At 66.4% G+C, this 12,904-nt stretch carries 12 protein-coding genes; 5 read left to right on the plus strand and 7 right to left on the minus strand.

Annotation, left to right across the window (positions count from 1 at the left end; all coding sequences use genetic code 11):
- Positions 1 to 49: 49 nt before the first annotated feature.
- Genes LQV16_RS00890 through LQV16_RS00905 form a run of 4 tightly spaced genes read left to right on the plus strand, consistent with a single transcriptional unit; the run spans position 50 to position 4,029 of the window.
- On the plus strand, positions 50 to 1,174 hold the full coding sequence (locus LQV16_RS00890) for an FAD-dependent monooxygenase (protein WP_229992056.1): 1,125 nt from the start codon (positions 50 to 52) through the stop codon (positions 1,172 to 1,174).
- Positions 1,171 to 2,244 carry an amidohydrolase family protein gene (locus LQV16_RS00895; RefSeq protein WP_229992057.1) on the plus strand — a complete coding sequence of 358 codons (1,074 nt, stop codon included), beginning with the start codon at positions 1,171 to 1,173 and terminating at the stop codon, positions 2,242 to 2,244. Before LQV16_RS00890 ends, LQV16_RS00895 begins: the two co-directional genes overlap by 4 nt.
- Before the next feature lie 11 nt (positions 2,245 to 2,255).
- A complete protein-coding gene (locus LQV16_RS00900; RefSeq protein ID WP_229992058.1) occupies positions 2,256 to 3,254 on the plus strand; it encodes a fumarylacetoacetate hydrolase family protein in 999 nt (332 codons plus the stop codon).
- Between the two features lies 1 nt (position 3,255).
- Positions 3,256 to 4,029: an SDR family NAD(P)-dependent oxidoreductase gene (locus LQV16_RS00905; RefSeq protein WP_229992059.1), complete on the plus strand. Its 774-nt coding sequence runs from the start codon at positions 3,256 to 3,258 to the stop codon at positions 4,027 to 4,029.
- Between the two features lie 18 nt (positions 4,030 to 4,047).
- Here LQV16_RS00905 and LQV16_RS00910 read toward each other — a convergent pair whose 3' ends face one another.
- The 6 genes from LQV16_RS00910 to LQV16_RS00935 all read right to left on the minus strand — a co-directional run bounded on the left by LQV16_RS00910 (position 4,048) and on the right by LQV16_RS00935 (position 11,038).
- Positions 4,048 to 4,830: an SDR family NAD(P)-dependent oxidoreductase gene (locus LQV16_RS00910; RefSeq protein ID WP_229992060.1), complete on the minus strand. Its 783-nt coding sequence runs from the start codon at positions 4,828 to 4,830 to the stop codon at positions 4,048 to 4,050.
- A 72-nt stretch (positions 4,831 to 4,902) separates the two neighbouring features.
- A complete protein-coding gene (locus tag LQV16_RS00915; RefSeq protein WP_229992061.1) occupies positions 4,903 to 5,865 on the minus strand; it encodes a LysR family transcriptional regulator in 963 nt (320 codons plus the stop codon).
- A gap of 75 nt (positions 5,866 to 5,940) precedes the next feature.
- Positions 5,941 to 7,518: a GMC oxidoreductase gene (locus LQV16_RS00920; protein ID WP_229992062.1), complete on the minus strand. Its 1,578-nt coding sequence runs from the start codon at positions 7,516 to 7,518 to the stop codon at positions 5,941 to 5,943.
- Between the two features lie 16 nt (positions 7,519 to 7,534).
- Positions 7,535 to 9,016: an MFS transporter gene (locus LQV16_RS00925; RefSeq protein WP_229992063.1), complete on the minus strand. Its 1,482-nt coding sequence runs from the start codon at positions 9,014 to 9,016 to the stop codon at positions 7,535 to 7,537.
- Between the two features lie 187 nt (positions 9,017 to 9,203).
- Positions 9,204 to 10,001: a hypothetical protein gene (locus tag LQV16_RS00930; protein ID WP_229992064.1), complete on the minus strand. Its 798-nt coding sequence runs from the start codon at positions 9,999 to 10,001 to the stop codon at positions 9,204 to 9,206.
- A complete protein-coding gene (locus LQV16_RS00935) occupies positions 9,998 to 11,038 on the minus strand; it encodes a Gfo/Idh/MocA family oxidoreductase (protein WP_229992065.1) in 1,041 nt (346 codons plus the stop codon). Before LQV16_RS00935 ends, LQV16_RS00930 begins: the two co-directional genes overlap by 4 nt.
- Positions 11,039 to 11,145: 107 nt before the next feature.
- Here LQV16_RS00935 and LQV16_RS00940 point away from each other — a divergent pair, with 107 nt between their 5' ends.
- Positions 11,146 to 12,408, plus strand: a complete 1,263-nt coding sequence (locus LQV16_RS00940; protein ID WP_229992066.1) for an ROK family protein — start codon at positions 11,146 to 11,148, stop codon at positions 12,406 to 12,408.
- Between the two features lie 29 nt (positions 12,409 to 12,437).
- Here the strand turns inward: LQV16_RS00940 and LQV16_RS00945 are convergent, their stop codons facing one another.
- Positions 12,438 to 12,854, minus strand: a complete 417-nt coding sequence (locus LQV16_RS00945) for a DUF6379 domain-containing protein (RefSeq protein WP_229992067.1) — start codon at positions 12,852 to 12,854, stop codon at positions 12,438 to 12,440.
- Positions 12,855 to 12,904: the final 50 nt, after the last annotated feature.

The following is a 12,904-nucleotide window of genomic DNA, read 5'->3' on the forward strand; positions in this document are numbered from 1 at the left end:
CAGCACCACAACCATCATCAGTTACGCCGTCAATACAAAGGAGTCAGCGATGGCAGCAGTACAGAACGTCGGAATCGTCGGGGCGGGAGCCGCGGGACTGACCGCCGCCATCCTGCTGGCCGACGCCGGAATCCAGGTTGAAATCCTCGAGAAGGCCGATGCCCCGCAAACCCTTGGCTCTGGAATCACATTGCAGGGGAACGCCCTACGGGTCCTCCGCCAGCTAGGCGTCTGGGAGCAAATCGAGGCGAAGGGCTACGCGTTCAGCACCCTCGGCCTGCGCGCCCCGGACCCCGCCGGCACCGTCATCGCCGTGTTGGATGACATGCGGACCGGCGGCGATGACCTCCCGGCCACCCTGGGCATGTACCGCCCCGACCTCACCGCCATCCTCCGCGAGCGTGCCGCGCAGGCAGGCGCACGGATCAGCTACGGCAAGACGGTCACCGAAATAACGGACGACGGCGGTTCCGTCACCGTGAGCACCGCCGACGGCGGCACCGCCCGCTACGACCTCCTGGTCGGCGCCGACGGCCTGCACTCAGCTGTCCGCAAGGCCATCGGCATCGATAGTGAACCCCGGTCCACGGGCATGGGCATCTGGCGCGCGTTCGTGGAACGGCCGCAGGACGTGGTCCGCACCGACCTGACGTACGGCGGGCCTTGCTTTATTGCCGGTTACTGCCCCACCGGCCCTGACACCATCTATGCCTACCTCGTGGAAAGGGCGCAGGAGCGCAAGCACGAGGACGGCCCCCGCATTATGGCCGAACTCGCCGCCGCCTACGGCGGCCCGTGGAACGAGATCCGCGCCAACCTGGACCAGAGCGCCCGTATCAACTACACGTGGTTCACGACCCACCTGGTTGACGGGCCGTGGAACCGCGGCCGCACGATCATCATCGGCGACGCCGCCCACAGCTGCCCGCCAACCATTGCGCAAGGTGCTGCCATGGCAATGGAAGACGCAGCCGTGCTGGCCGATCTCCTGATCGGCGCCGACGACATTACCGAGACACTCTGGAAAGAGTTCACCGACCGCCGCCTGGACCGGGCAAAAGCAGTGGTGGACGCCTCCGTCCAGCTGGGCCAGTGGATGCTCGACGGCGTCCGGGACGCCAACGTGCCGGGCCTCATGCATTCAGTCTCCAGCTTGGTTAGGGAGCCCGCATGAGCACCGGCCCCGCTGAAAAACCTACGGTGGACGTCCACGCCCACATCCTGCTTCCGGCCCTGCAGCAATTGGTGGCCGAAGCTGATCCCGAGGGGTTCGGCGCTCAACAGGCCCTGGAAGTCCGGCGAAACGGACCCGAGTCGATGGCCGCTTCGGGAAAGATGATCAAGGAGCGCTGGCTGCAGCTGACGGACCTGGACCGCCGTCTTGCGGACATGGACGCCCAAGGTGTGGACGTGCAGCTGGTCTCGCCGTCGCCGTCACACTACTACTATTTCGCCGGGGAAGAGCTGGCCCTGAAGGTGGCCAGGTCCGCCAACCAGGCGGTGCGGGAGTTCGTGGACCGCGCCCCGGAACGGCTGAACGGCCTGGGCCTGGTGCCGCTGCAGCACCCTTCCTTGATGGTCGAAGCCCTGGAACACGCCATGCTGGAGTGCGGGTTGTTAGGCGTGGAAATCGGCTCGTTCGCCGCCACCCCCGCAGACCCGGAGCGCAGCACGGTTGAGCTTTCCGACGCCAGGCTGGAACCGTTCTGGCGCCGCGCGGAAGAGCTGGGTGCCCTGGTGTTCCTGCACCCGTTCGGCTGCTCGCTGGACGAACGACTGGACCGCTTCTACCTCGCCAACACCGTCTCCCAGCCCGCGGAAAACGCGGTGGCTCTCTCCCACCTGATCTTTAGCGGGATCCTGGACCGGCACCCCGACCTGAAAGTACTCGCCGCGCATGGCGGCGGGTATCTTCCCACGACGATCGGGCGCTCCGACCATGCCTGGCGCGTCCGGCCGGAGGCACACGGCTGCGCCCAGCCGCCGTCGTCGTATCTGAAGAAGCTGTACTTCGATTCGCTGGTCCACAACCCGGCTGAACTGCGGGCGCTCGTGGCCGCCGCTGGCCCGGGGCAGGTGCTGCTCGGCTCGGACTACCCGTTCGACATGGGCTCCGACCGCCCCGCGGCCGAGGTAATCGAGTCACAGCTTTCCGCCGAGGACGAGGCCAGGGTGCTGGCCGGCAACGCGGCTGCCCTGGGCATTACGCCCGCTTCAGTCCTCGCCGACCGCCGCACAGCCTAAGGAAGAATTTCATGGCCAAGATCGCACGCTGGAACCACGACGGCCGGACGCAGTCCGGCTTCGTTGACAGCGGTAACTGCTACGCCCTCCCCGCAGGCCAGACGGTCCAGATGCTCTTGGACGCCGGGCTCGAAGAAACGCTGGATGTTGCCCGCCGGACCATCGGTTCTGGCCCGGCCGTTCCGCTGGCCGCCGTGCAGCTGCTCGCCCCACTGGCGCCAACCACCATCCGGGACTTTGTCGCGTTCGAGGAACACGTCGAAGGCGTGCGGAAGAGCATCGATGGCGTGGCCGGCGTGGTGCCCGAATGGTACGAGGCGCCCACCTTTTACTTCACCAACCCGCATACGGTGACCGGTACCGGCGAGGTGATTGGTATTCCGGCAGGCTGCGAGGACCTGGACTTTGAAACTGAAGTCGCCGCCGTCGTCGGACGCGTCCCCGGAAGCGACGGCCGGAACCTGACCGCAGCTGAGGCGCACAGGCACATTTTGGGCTACACGGTGCTCAACGACTGGTCGGCGCGGGACTTGCAGCGCCGGGAGATGAAAGTCAGCCTGGGGCCGTGCAAGGGCAAGGACTTCGCCAACACGCTGGGACCCTGGATTGTCACCGCGGATGAGTTCGAGGACCTGCACGACGCCGAAGGGTTCCTGCCGATCTCCATGGCCGTGGAAGTCAACGGGGAAGCCATCGGGCAGGACCTGCTGTCCAACATGGGCTGGCCGTTCGCCGAGCTCGTCGCCTACGCCTCGCAGGACTCCGTGGTGCGGCCCGGCGACGTGCTGGGCTCCGGCACCTGCGGCAGCGGCTGCCTCGCGGAGCTCTGGGGACGGAACGGCGCGAAGACTCCCCCGCCGCTGAAGACGGGAGACGTGGTCCGCATGACGGTGGAAGGCATCGGGACTATCGTGAACACGGTTGGTGAACGCCGTAACTCCGCGACCCGCGTGCGTGCCCGGCAGCGTCCGCGCAACCGGGTGGCCTTTACGGTTCCTTCCGGGACGTAGGGTGGTCTCCCTTCAGCTCGATGGCCGGACTGTGGTGGTCACCGGCGCGGGCCAGGGCCAGGGCGCTGCCGAGGCGCGCATGCTGGTGGAGGCCGGGGCCCGTGTCATCGCCACAGACCTCGCGCTGACCATGCCAGCCGAGCTGGCCGTGTCATCGTCTTCGGCCGGTGCGCTGGTGTACCGGCAGCTGGACGTCAGCGATGCCTCCGGCTGGTCCGAACTCGCTTCCTGGATCGAGTCCCATGGGTGGCAGGTGGACGGGCTGGTCAACAATGCAGGCATCACCCAGCGGAGCCGGTTGCTGGATGCCTCGGTGGCTGACCTGCAGCGCGTCTATGAAGTCAATGTCGCCGGAAGCCTGCTGGGGATCCAGGCGCTCGCACCGCTGATGGGCAGTGCCGCATCCATCGTCAATGTCGGTTCCGTCGCAGGCCTGACCGCGCACTATCCGGTGGCCTACACCGCCAGCAAGTGGGCGTTGCGGGGACTCTCGCAGGTGGCCGCCATGGAACTCGGCCCGCGGGGGATCCGCATTAACACTGTCCATCCGGGCTTCATCGAAACGCCCATGACGGCGAGCGCTAAGCCGGAATTCAGGCAGGCCACCCTGGCAGAGACTCCGCTGGGGCGCACTGGAAGCGTGGAAGAAGTGGCCGGCGTCGTGCTGTTCCTCCTCAGCCCGCTCTCGTCCTTCGTGACCGGTGCCGAGATACCGGTGGACGGCGGCCAGTCAGGCCACGGCGGAGCAAAGTCTGTCTCCGACGCCATGCGCTGACGCGGTGCACGATTTCGCCTAGCCCGGCAGCACGGCCGACCAGCCGCCGTCGACCATCAGGTTGGCGCCCGTCACGTAGGACGCTTCGTCGGAGGCTAGGAACAGCGCGCATTTGGCCACTTCTTCCGGCGTGCCGATCCGGCCCAACGGGATGCTGCCGGCGATGGACCGCATGGGGTGGTCGGCGGCCAGGAGGTTGCCCTCGGTGGCTGCGGTGCGGATCATTCCGGGGCTGACAGTATTGACGCGCAGTCCATACGGAGCCCCTTCGGCCGCGAGCTGCCTGGTCATGGCCACCACGGCCCCTTTCGTGGCGGTGTGGGCCAGCCGGCCGTTAGTCATGGAACCGGTAACTCCTGCCGTGGATCCCACCAGCACGATGGCGGCGTTCTGCGCCCGGATCAGTTGTGGCCAGAAGTATTTGACCGGCAGGAACACCACATCCATCTCGTGTTCGACATTCCACTTCCAGTCGGCAAACGTGAGCTGCTCCACCGGGGCGAAGCGGGTGACCGCCGCGTTGGCATACAGGATGTGGACCTGGCCGTGGTTTGCGGCCACGTCCTGCGCCCATGCCGCCACAGCGGCCTCGTCCGTGAGGTCAACCCGGCTGCTGCTCATCCGGCCCCCGGCTGCGGTGACCTGGCGGACGGTGGCCGCGGCGCCGTCGTCGTCCATGTCACAGCCCACCACCACGGCGCCCGCCTCGGCGAAGGCGAGCGCCGCCGCCCTGCCCTGGCCGCTGGCCGTTCCGGTGATGACGGCGGTCTTGCCGGCCAGGCGCTGGCTGGAGACAGGCATGGGGATTCCTTTCGAAAGTGCGTTTCTTCGACTCTCGCAGGGATGGTCCGGATGGGGAACGGCGCTTTAGCTCTAGGTGGTATCTGCCGCGTGGATAGTTACCGGGTGGGCGGTGATGGGGAAAAGTTCGTGCAGCCGCGAACAGGCCCGCTGGACCACGGAACGCAGCCAGACGCTGGCAGGGTCCTCCGCCTGGGACGGGTGCCAGTACATCGCTTCCACGAGGGACGCTTCAGCGCCTTCGGAGAACCCCAGCACAACAATATCCGCGCCGCGTTGGGCCCGTGCTGCCAGCATCCCGGGGACGAGCGCCACGAGGTCTGTCCCTTCCACCAGGAGTGGCAGAGACAGGAACCCGGCCACCACAGCCGCCACTCGGCGCTGAATACCTCGCGATTCGAACAGCTTGTCCGCCGGGGTGCTGATTCCCTCACCGAAATAGCCGACGGCGTGGGGAACAGTGGCCAGGTCCTCCACAGTGAGCCGGGGCTGCAGGAGCAGGGGATTTCCGGTGTCAGCCACAGCAACAAAGCTGTCCCGGAACAGCTGCTTGCTGGCTCCCTGCATCTGGTACCCCGTGGGCCCGACGAGCAGGTCGATTTTTGAGTAGTCAGCCATCTGGCCCTGGATCCCGGACTTGGCTGTGGGAACGAAATCCACCGACACTCCGGGGGCCTCCTCGCGCAGGATCCCCCGCAGCGGCCCCACGATCAGGGCCGCCGCGTAGTCCGAGGCGGCGATGATGAATTCCCGCTCGCTCGTGCCGGCGTCGAAGCCGGACCGCACGCGCGTGGCCCGCTGGATGTGAAGCATGGCTTCATCAACCAGCGGGACCAGGGACTGTGCGAAGGGCGTGAGGTCATAGGTGCGGCCGTTCCGCACCAGGAGTTCGTCGTCGAAATGGCGCCGGAGCCTGGCCATTGCGGCGCTGGTGGCCGGCTGGCTGAGCTGGAGCCTCTCGGCTGCCCGGGAGATGTTCCGCAGTTCCAACAGGACCTGCAGCTGGGGCAGCAGGTTGAGGTCCAGGTTCTTCATACCCACAGGTTATCCGTGCCTCAACGTCAGCCCAGCCACAGCCGGCGGGCGTCTGAGCCCCAACGAGCAGCTGACCTAGGCAATCTGCGAACTAAGCTCCTCGGCAACCTTCCGGGCGCCGCGAACGGCGATGGCCACGCTCATCAGCGTGGGATTCATGGCCGTTGCCGTCGGAATGAGCGCATTTCCGCCCACCACCAGGTTGTTGTAGCCCCACACGCGTGACCACGGGTCCGCCACAGAGGCGCCGTCGTCGGTTTCACCCATGCGCATGGTGCCCTGGTAGTGCAGGCTCGAGCCGTTCGGCATGAGCCGGGGCTCGGCAACGAAGGCGCCAAGGGCCTTGCCGGCACGCCGCAGCCGCTCGGTTGCCTCGGCGATTTCCGCGTCTTCCCGTTCTGTGAGGGCGTACTCGATGGTCATGTTGGGGAATCCCCGGTAGTCCGGCTCATTGTCGTCGAACGTGACGGCATCCTCGTAGCGCGGGTGCTTGCGCATGCCGTAGCCCATGTTGACGTAGCCCCAGCGGTTCTCGGAGTACGGGGTTCCCGGCTCCATCGGGAACGGCGTGGTCTCGGTGTACATCACCTGGACGGAGAAGGGGTGTTCCGGCTCTGAGAACGGGATGCGGTTGACCGCCGCGACGGGGTCTGCCGGGTTCAGTGCGCGCCGGGCCAGCTCGGCCTTAAGGTCCCCTTCGGTGGCGTACCGCCCCATCCTTTCGGCGTCCAGCGCCACCGTGGAGATGACCACGGGATGCTCGGTCAGGTAGTGGCCGAGGGCCTGCGGCCGCACACCGGATGCCCAGAGGAGCTGCGGGGAGCGGAAGGCATCGGCGGCCACCACCACGATGTCCGCTGCCACGAATGACTTCTCCCCGGTGCGGAGGTCCTCGACGGTGACACCGGTGACCCGGTGTCCGTCCAGTTCCACGCGGCGGACCAGGGTGAGGTCACGGAGTTCGAACTGCTTCGAGAGCGGGCTGTCCTTGTCGACGAGCGGGCCGAGGACGACGTCGGCGCCCGCCCAGCGCACGGAGCCGTCCGCTTGCGGGTCCCCGGCAACCGGAAGGGTGCCCACGCCGTACCCATCCGGCAGCTCCGCGCCGAACTCTTCTTCGAGGAGGGTCCGAATGGCCTCACCAACGGCGGAGTCGGCAAACGCTGCGCTGTGGACGTGAAGCAGCTGCTTCGCGTCCTCAATCAGCCCGTCCCATTCGTCGTCCGCTATGAAGGGGATTTTTTCACTGAAGGCGGGCGACGGCGTCGCGCAGGTCCAGTGCGCACCCTGGCCGCCGACGTTGGTGGCCGCAGCCGCCGCGGGAAAACTCGAGGCGTGGGCGGAGCCCGCGCCGCCGAAGTCGAGAAGGTGGGTGCCCTGGCGGGCGGTGAACATTCCCTCGGTGACTGTGGCTGCCGGGATGCCGAGCGACTCACGGTAGGCGCCGGCCTGCGGCCCCTGCGACATTTCGCGCGCACGGGCCTTTTCGCCAGGGTCGGCAATGTTGCGGACGCTTTCGCCGGGAACCTCCGTCACCTGCGGCCCGGCTTCGAACATCACCACCCGCGCGTTCGGGACCTGCTCGAGGAGCACCCGCGCATAGGTGGAGCCGATGGGCCCGCTGCCGACGATGGCGATGGTTGGGTTGGACATGATGTCTCCTTTGAAATCAGGCCGAAAGGGATTCGGAAGTTGTTTGGGGGGCGGGAACGGTTTCGTCAGAGAGGCGCCCGTGCGGAAGCAGGACCGCCGCGACTATTCCCACGGCGTACGTGGCCGCCAAGGCAATAAAGATGGGTGTGAAGACTGAGCCGTAGATCTGAGCCACGCTGGCCTGGACTGCCGGAGCAGCCCCTTTGACCAGTTGCGGGGTCAGGGTGGAAGCGTCCAGGCCCGCCGGCAAAAGGGCCGCCACGCCGAAGCCGATCACCCCGCCGATAATCGCCGTCGCCACTGTTGATCCCACCTGCCGCACCAGGTTGATCGTCGCGGTGATGGTGCCGGTCTGGCTGGCCGGAGCAGCTCCCTGGACCACAGTGACGATCAGGCTCATGAACGCGCCGGTGCCCATCCCAACAACGGCCATAACGATCATGGGAACCCACAGCGGAAGCCCGGCGGGCAGCACCGCCATCACAAATAGTCCGGCGGCCCCCAACGATGTTCCCAGGATGGGGAAGATCCGGTACCGCCCCGTCCTGCTGGCCAGCCATCCGGTCAGCAGGTTGCTGGTCAACATGCCGAACACGGTTGCGATGGGCACGAGCCCGGACACGGTGGCGGTGGTCTGGTACGCCATTTGGACGTACGTGGGCAAATAGGCGGTGATGGAGAAGAGGCCGACGCCGATAATCGCCGAGAGTGCAGTGCCTGCAGCGATGGTCCGGTTGGCGAAGAAATGCAGGGGGACGATGGGTTCGGGTGCGCGGCGCTCAACAAAGTAGAAGGCAACAAAGCCCAGCATGCTGACCGCGAGCGCGGCAGCGGTGGCGGGGCCCGCGCTGCGTTCTGCGGCCCAGGTGGCGGCGAGGACAAGGGCCACCAGTGCAGCGGTAAATACAGCCGCCCCGGCAACATCGAAGTGGCGGGGCATGGGGCCAGGCTCCAGGTGGGGAACGGCAACCAGGGCAAGGGCCAGGGCTGCAGCGCCCACCGGGATGTTGATCCAGAAAACCCACTGCCATCCCCAGTAATCGGTGATGGCGCCGCCGAGAACGGGGCCAACCAGGACCGCGATGGGGAAAGCTGCGCCAATGATGGCCATGTAGCGCGGACGTTCCCGCTGCGAGGTGACCCTGGCGATGATGGTCTGCGACATCAGCTGCAGGCCCGCGGAGCTCATCCCCTGCAGGACGCGTGCGGCGATAAGCCATGCCATGTCCTGCGAGAAGCCGCAGGCCAGGGAGGCCGCCAGGAACATCACCAGCGAACCGAGGAAGATCCGGCGGGCTCCCAGGACATCACCTAGTTTGCCGAGCACCGGCAGCAGCACTGTGCTCGCGAGGGTGTATCCCACAACAACCCAGCTCATGAGCTTCAGCGCGCCCAGCTCACCCGCAACCGTGGCCAGGGATGTCGACACCACGGTGTGGTCCAGGGCCCCGAGGAAGGAAACCGTGAGCAAGGAGATAACAAGGAGACGGAGTCTCAAAGGTGAAAGTGGCATAGTGATCTACCCGAACGATCGGGCCGTCGACGCGACGTATTGTGCCTCCGGCGCACCATCACGACGGAGAACGGGTTCGGAAGGAACCCCGGCGCCGTTACTCATGTTACCCGACTTTAGTTGAAAAGCAACAAAAGAATGCGTGAATTAGACGCCGGTGGCGGGCGCCCCTTTATGTAGCAAGCACTGCGCGCGTGAGGGACATGTCCTCGAGCAGCTCATCCAGTTCCGTTCCGGGCTGACCCGAAGACTGCGCCTCGATGGCCCGGCGCAGCGCCAGACGGGCTGATGATTCATAGCGCTCCGGAGCCCTCAGTGTCCCGTCCTCGGTGGACGTCTCCAGCCTCGTCAGCCCGGCCTGCCGGTCCACGGTGACTTCAGTTCGCACCTCGCCGAGGGCCAGCACCTGGAGCAGGCCGTCGGCGTGAAGGCCCGCTGCGGCCGCCACCCCAAGGGTGACCGGTATTGCCCCGCCCGCGGATCCCCCTGAGTCCAGCAGAGCAATCCTGGCTTCCGCCGTGGCACTGCACACCTGGAGCGTCAACGGGCCCCGGACCAGGGACCGCGCCCAGCCCAAGCCGTCGCGGATAACCGCTTCAAGACCTGCCGCGGGGGCGGCACACTCGACGGTGACGATCCGGGCCGGGCCGCCTCGTCTGGCCCGGAGGGCATCGGCAACCACATCCGGGCGCAGCCGGGGACGCTCAACGATGACCGGGATGTCAGCTGGCCAGGGGCGTGATTCAAGCGCCTCCTGCGGGAGCACAGCAGGGTCCGCAATCACCACTGCTGCCGCTCCCCCGGCCCGGGCGGCCAGCATGCCCTGCCACCAATCGCCGGATCCAGGCACCACAGCCACCGCCCCACTGATGTCATCGGTGAGCGCAGCGCTGACGGAAAGCTCGGCGACGGCGGCGACATAGGAGGGTAACGCCGTGAAGATGCCGAACCCTAGATCTGCTGAACTCATTGCGACACCCCTTCAAGAACTTTCGCTGCGGCAGCCTCGGCCAGGTCGATTGCAAAGTGCGAGTCAGCCAGCAGTTCGTCGTACTCCACAGGGGCCCCGCCTTCAAGGAGTGACGCAAGCAGGCGCCACTCGGCCACATACCCGTCTTCCGGATCCCGCCGGTACTCCGTCCACTGCCCGTCCGCGCTCCGCACCCGGGCGGCCGCGCTTCCGGCATGGACAAAGGCGGGCGGGAAATTCACCTCGATGCGGTCGTGGGAGGTGGCGATACCCATCCTCCAGAGGGCGTCCGGCCCCTCCGGAAGCATGGCAAGCGCCAACTGGACCATGACTCCGCCGGCCCGGTACCCCACAAGGTAGCCGATCGGCGGAGCGACCCGCGCGTAGACAACCTCATCGATGCCTGGCGCGATGTCCCTCACGGCCGGAAGATCATGGATCGCAAGACCGGTCAGCAACTGCCGCAGGACTCCGGCCGCAATTGCAGGACTGCCGAGGTCCAGACGTCCCCGCCGGGCTGCCTGTAAAGGACCACCCTCGGCGACCAGCCGGTGGTACCTCTCATTCGGTGGGAGTGCCAGCGTCACGGAGACCGCCTGCACCCGGCCCCCGAGGGCCACGAGATGATGCTTCGCCCGCCCCCACGCGGCGTCAAACAGGTGGTTCGTCCCCACCAGAAGAACCGTTCCCGCGACCCGGCAGGCAGAGATGACTTCATCGGCTTCTTCCCTGCTGGTGGCCAACGGCTTCTCGCAAAAGATGGCTGGCTTCCCCGCGGCTACAGCCGCCAGGATTTGGCGGGCGTGTTCAGCGGGCGGGCTGCAGATGGCCACCACCTGGACAGCCGGGTCCGCAAGCAGGTCTGCCTCCCCCACCGACCACCGGGCATCAAGCCTTTCGGCCAGGCCCTGGGCGCGCCCGCTTCCCGCATCGGCAATGTGCACCACCTTGAACAGCTCCGCCAGCCGCCCCAGCACCGGCAGATGCAGGGCCGCGACGCCCGGCCCGGCTCCAAGAACTCCTATATTCCAAGGCATCGTCGCCTCCCCCTCTTTTGTCCTTATTATTCATAAGTACGGAAATATCCGGCTATAGTCGCGTTCAACCCCACCTTAGTCCCCTCCTATGTGTGAGAATTGTGATCATGACGACAGAGTCCACACTCCGCTTTGGAGCACAAACGGATGAAGTGACGAGCCTGCTGAGGATCGTCAACCTGGTGCGAACGGGCGAGGCCACAACGCGCCCTGAAATCGGCAAGGTCACTGGGCTGGGCAGGGGCGTTGTCAGCCAGCGTGTGGACCAGGCCATTGAGATCGGCTTTCTCGGGGATGGAGAATTCGGCGCCTCCTCCGGTGGCCGCGCGCCCCGGACCCTTCGCTTCCGCGCGGAGCAGGGACGGATCGTCATATGTGCCCTCGGAGCCGCTCATATAAGGGTTGGCGTCACTGCCCTTGACGGCGACATCCTGGAACACACGCACCGCACCTGGGATATCGCCCAGGGCCCCGAGAAGACCATTGACGCAGTGATGGCCCTCGTTGACGACGTGCTGAAAAAGGATCACGAAGTGCCCGTCTGGGGTGTCGTGGTGGGCCTCCCCGGCCCGGTTGACTTCGCCACGGGACAACCGGTGGCACCTCCGATCATGCCCGGGTGGAATGGATTCGATGTCCGCACACCCTTCGAGGACCGCTTTAACGCACCGGTGTGGGTGGATAACGACGTCAACCTGCTTGCCCTTGGTGAGCGCGCCCGGCGTCGCGAATCCCTTGCGAACCTCATCTATTGCAAGATCGGTTCGGGCATCGGTGCCGGGCTGCTGTCCCAGGGCAGGATCCACCGCGGTGCCAACGGCGCGGCCGGCGACATCGGCCATGTCCGGGTTTCCGACTCCCATGCCCAATGCCGCTGCGGCAAGATCGGCTGTCTCGAAGCGGTGGCCAGCGGTTGGGCCCTGGTCAGGGACGCGGAACAGGCTGTCACGGAAGGCACCCAGAGCTCCCTGGCTCCGCTGGTAAAAAAGGGGACACTGACCCTCGAGGAGATCACCCTCGCGGCCCAGGCCGGGGACCCGCTGGCCATCACACTGATTCAAAAGTCGGCCCGGGTAGCGGGTGAGACCATTGCAGCCCTAGTGAACATGTTCAACCCCGGAATCATCGTCATCGGCGGGGCCATGGGATCGGCCGGCGAAGTATTCCTGGCCGAAGTGCGCCAGCGGGTCTACGAACTGTCCCTGCCGCTCGCCACCCGCGACCTCACCATCACCTTGTCCGTCAACGATGAGCGCGAGCCCCTGCGCGGAGGAGCTGAGCTGGCGCGCGAGCAGCTGTTCGATGTCACCTTCCCGCGCTGGTTTGCTGACGGCAGGCCCTCACCGGAACGGGCCGCTGTTCCCGCCTAGGGTCCACTGCGCGGCCTGGGCATAGCCGCTCAGGCCACGTCGCGGGAGACGCTGGGCACCGGTGCCCGGTCAAGCTCCAGCCGGGCCTCCAGATGGAACGGCAGGACCAGCGGCGAACCGGGATGCGTCTGAAGGTAGGGCACCAGCAGCTGGAAGTCGACGGCGATGGCGTGCACCCCGCGGGAAAGCTTGCGCCGGCCGGCCAAGACCAGCCTGTCCTGCACGAACCACCACCCGGACTCCGCCTGCAATGCGTCCGCACGCACGCGCCGGGCCCCCAGCACCACCGCCAAATCCCCTGGTGCCACCGGGATGCCGTCGACCTCAACTGCGAGCTCAGCCACGCTGGAAAGGGGCATTGAGCGGATCCATGACAGGCCGAGCCGGAGTTCAAAGCCTTCCGGCGTGGCCGTCAGCGCATCTTCGCGCAAAGCGGTTTGCAACATGGCTTCCATCCTTTATCCTAAAAGTGACATAAGTTTGTCATTAACAAGCG

The organism is Arthrobacter sp. Bi26 (genome assembly GCF_918697925.1).
Taxonomy (GTDB): Bacteria; Actinomycetota; Actinomycetes; order Actinomycetales; family Micrococcaceae; genus Arthrobacter.

Coding starts and splice junctions, on each gene's coding strand:
- LQV16_RS00890 (WP_229992056.1), top strand. CDS start 50: ATGGCAGCAGTACAGAACGTCGGAATCGTCGGGGCGGGAGCCGCGGGA.
- LQV16_RS00895 (WP_229992057.1), top strand. CDS start 1,171: ATGAGCACCGGCCCCGCTGAAAAACCTACGGTGGACGTCCACGCCCAC.
- LQV16_RS00900 (WP_229992058.1), top strand. CDS start 2,256: ATGGCCAAGATCGCACGCTGGAACCACGACGGCCGGACGCAGTCCGGC.
- LQV16_RS00910 (WP_229992060.1), bottom strand. CDS start 4,830: ATGCCTGTCTCCAGCCAGCGCCTGGCCGGCAAGACCGCCGTCATCACC.
- LQV16_RS00915 (WP_229992061.1), bottom strand. CDS start 5,865: ATGAAGAACCTGGACCTCAACCTGCTGCCCCAGCTGCAGGTCCTGTTG.
- LQV16_RS00920 (WP_229992062.1), bottom strand. CDS start 7,518: ATGTCCAACCCAACCATCGCCATCGTCGGCAGCGGGCCCATCGGCTCC.
- LQV16_RS00930 (WP_229992064.1), bottom strand. CDS start 10,001: ATGAGTTCAGCAGATCTAGGGTTCGGCATCTTCACGGCGTTACCCTCC.
- LQV16_RS00935 (WP_229992065.1), bottom strand. CDS start 11,038: ATGCCTTGGAATATAGGAGTTCTTGGAGCCGGGCCGGGCGTCGCGGCC.
- LQV16_RS00940 (WP_229992066.1), top strand. CDS start 11,146: ATGACGACAGAGTCCACACTCCGCTTTGGAGCACAAACGGATGAAGTG.
- LQV16_RS00945 (WP_229992067.1), bottom strand. CDS start 12,854: ATGTTGCAAACCGCTTTGCGCGAAGATGCGCTGACGGCCACGCCGGAA.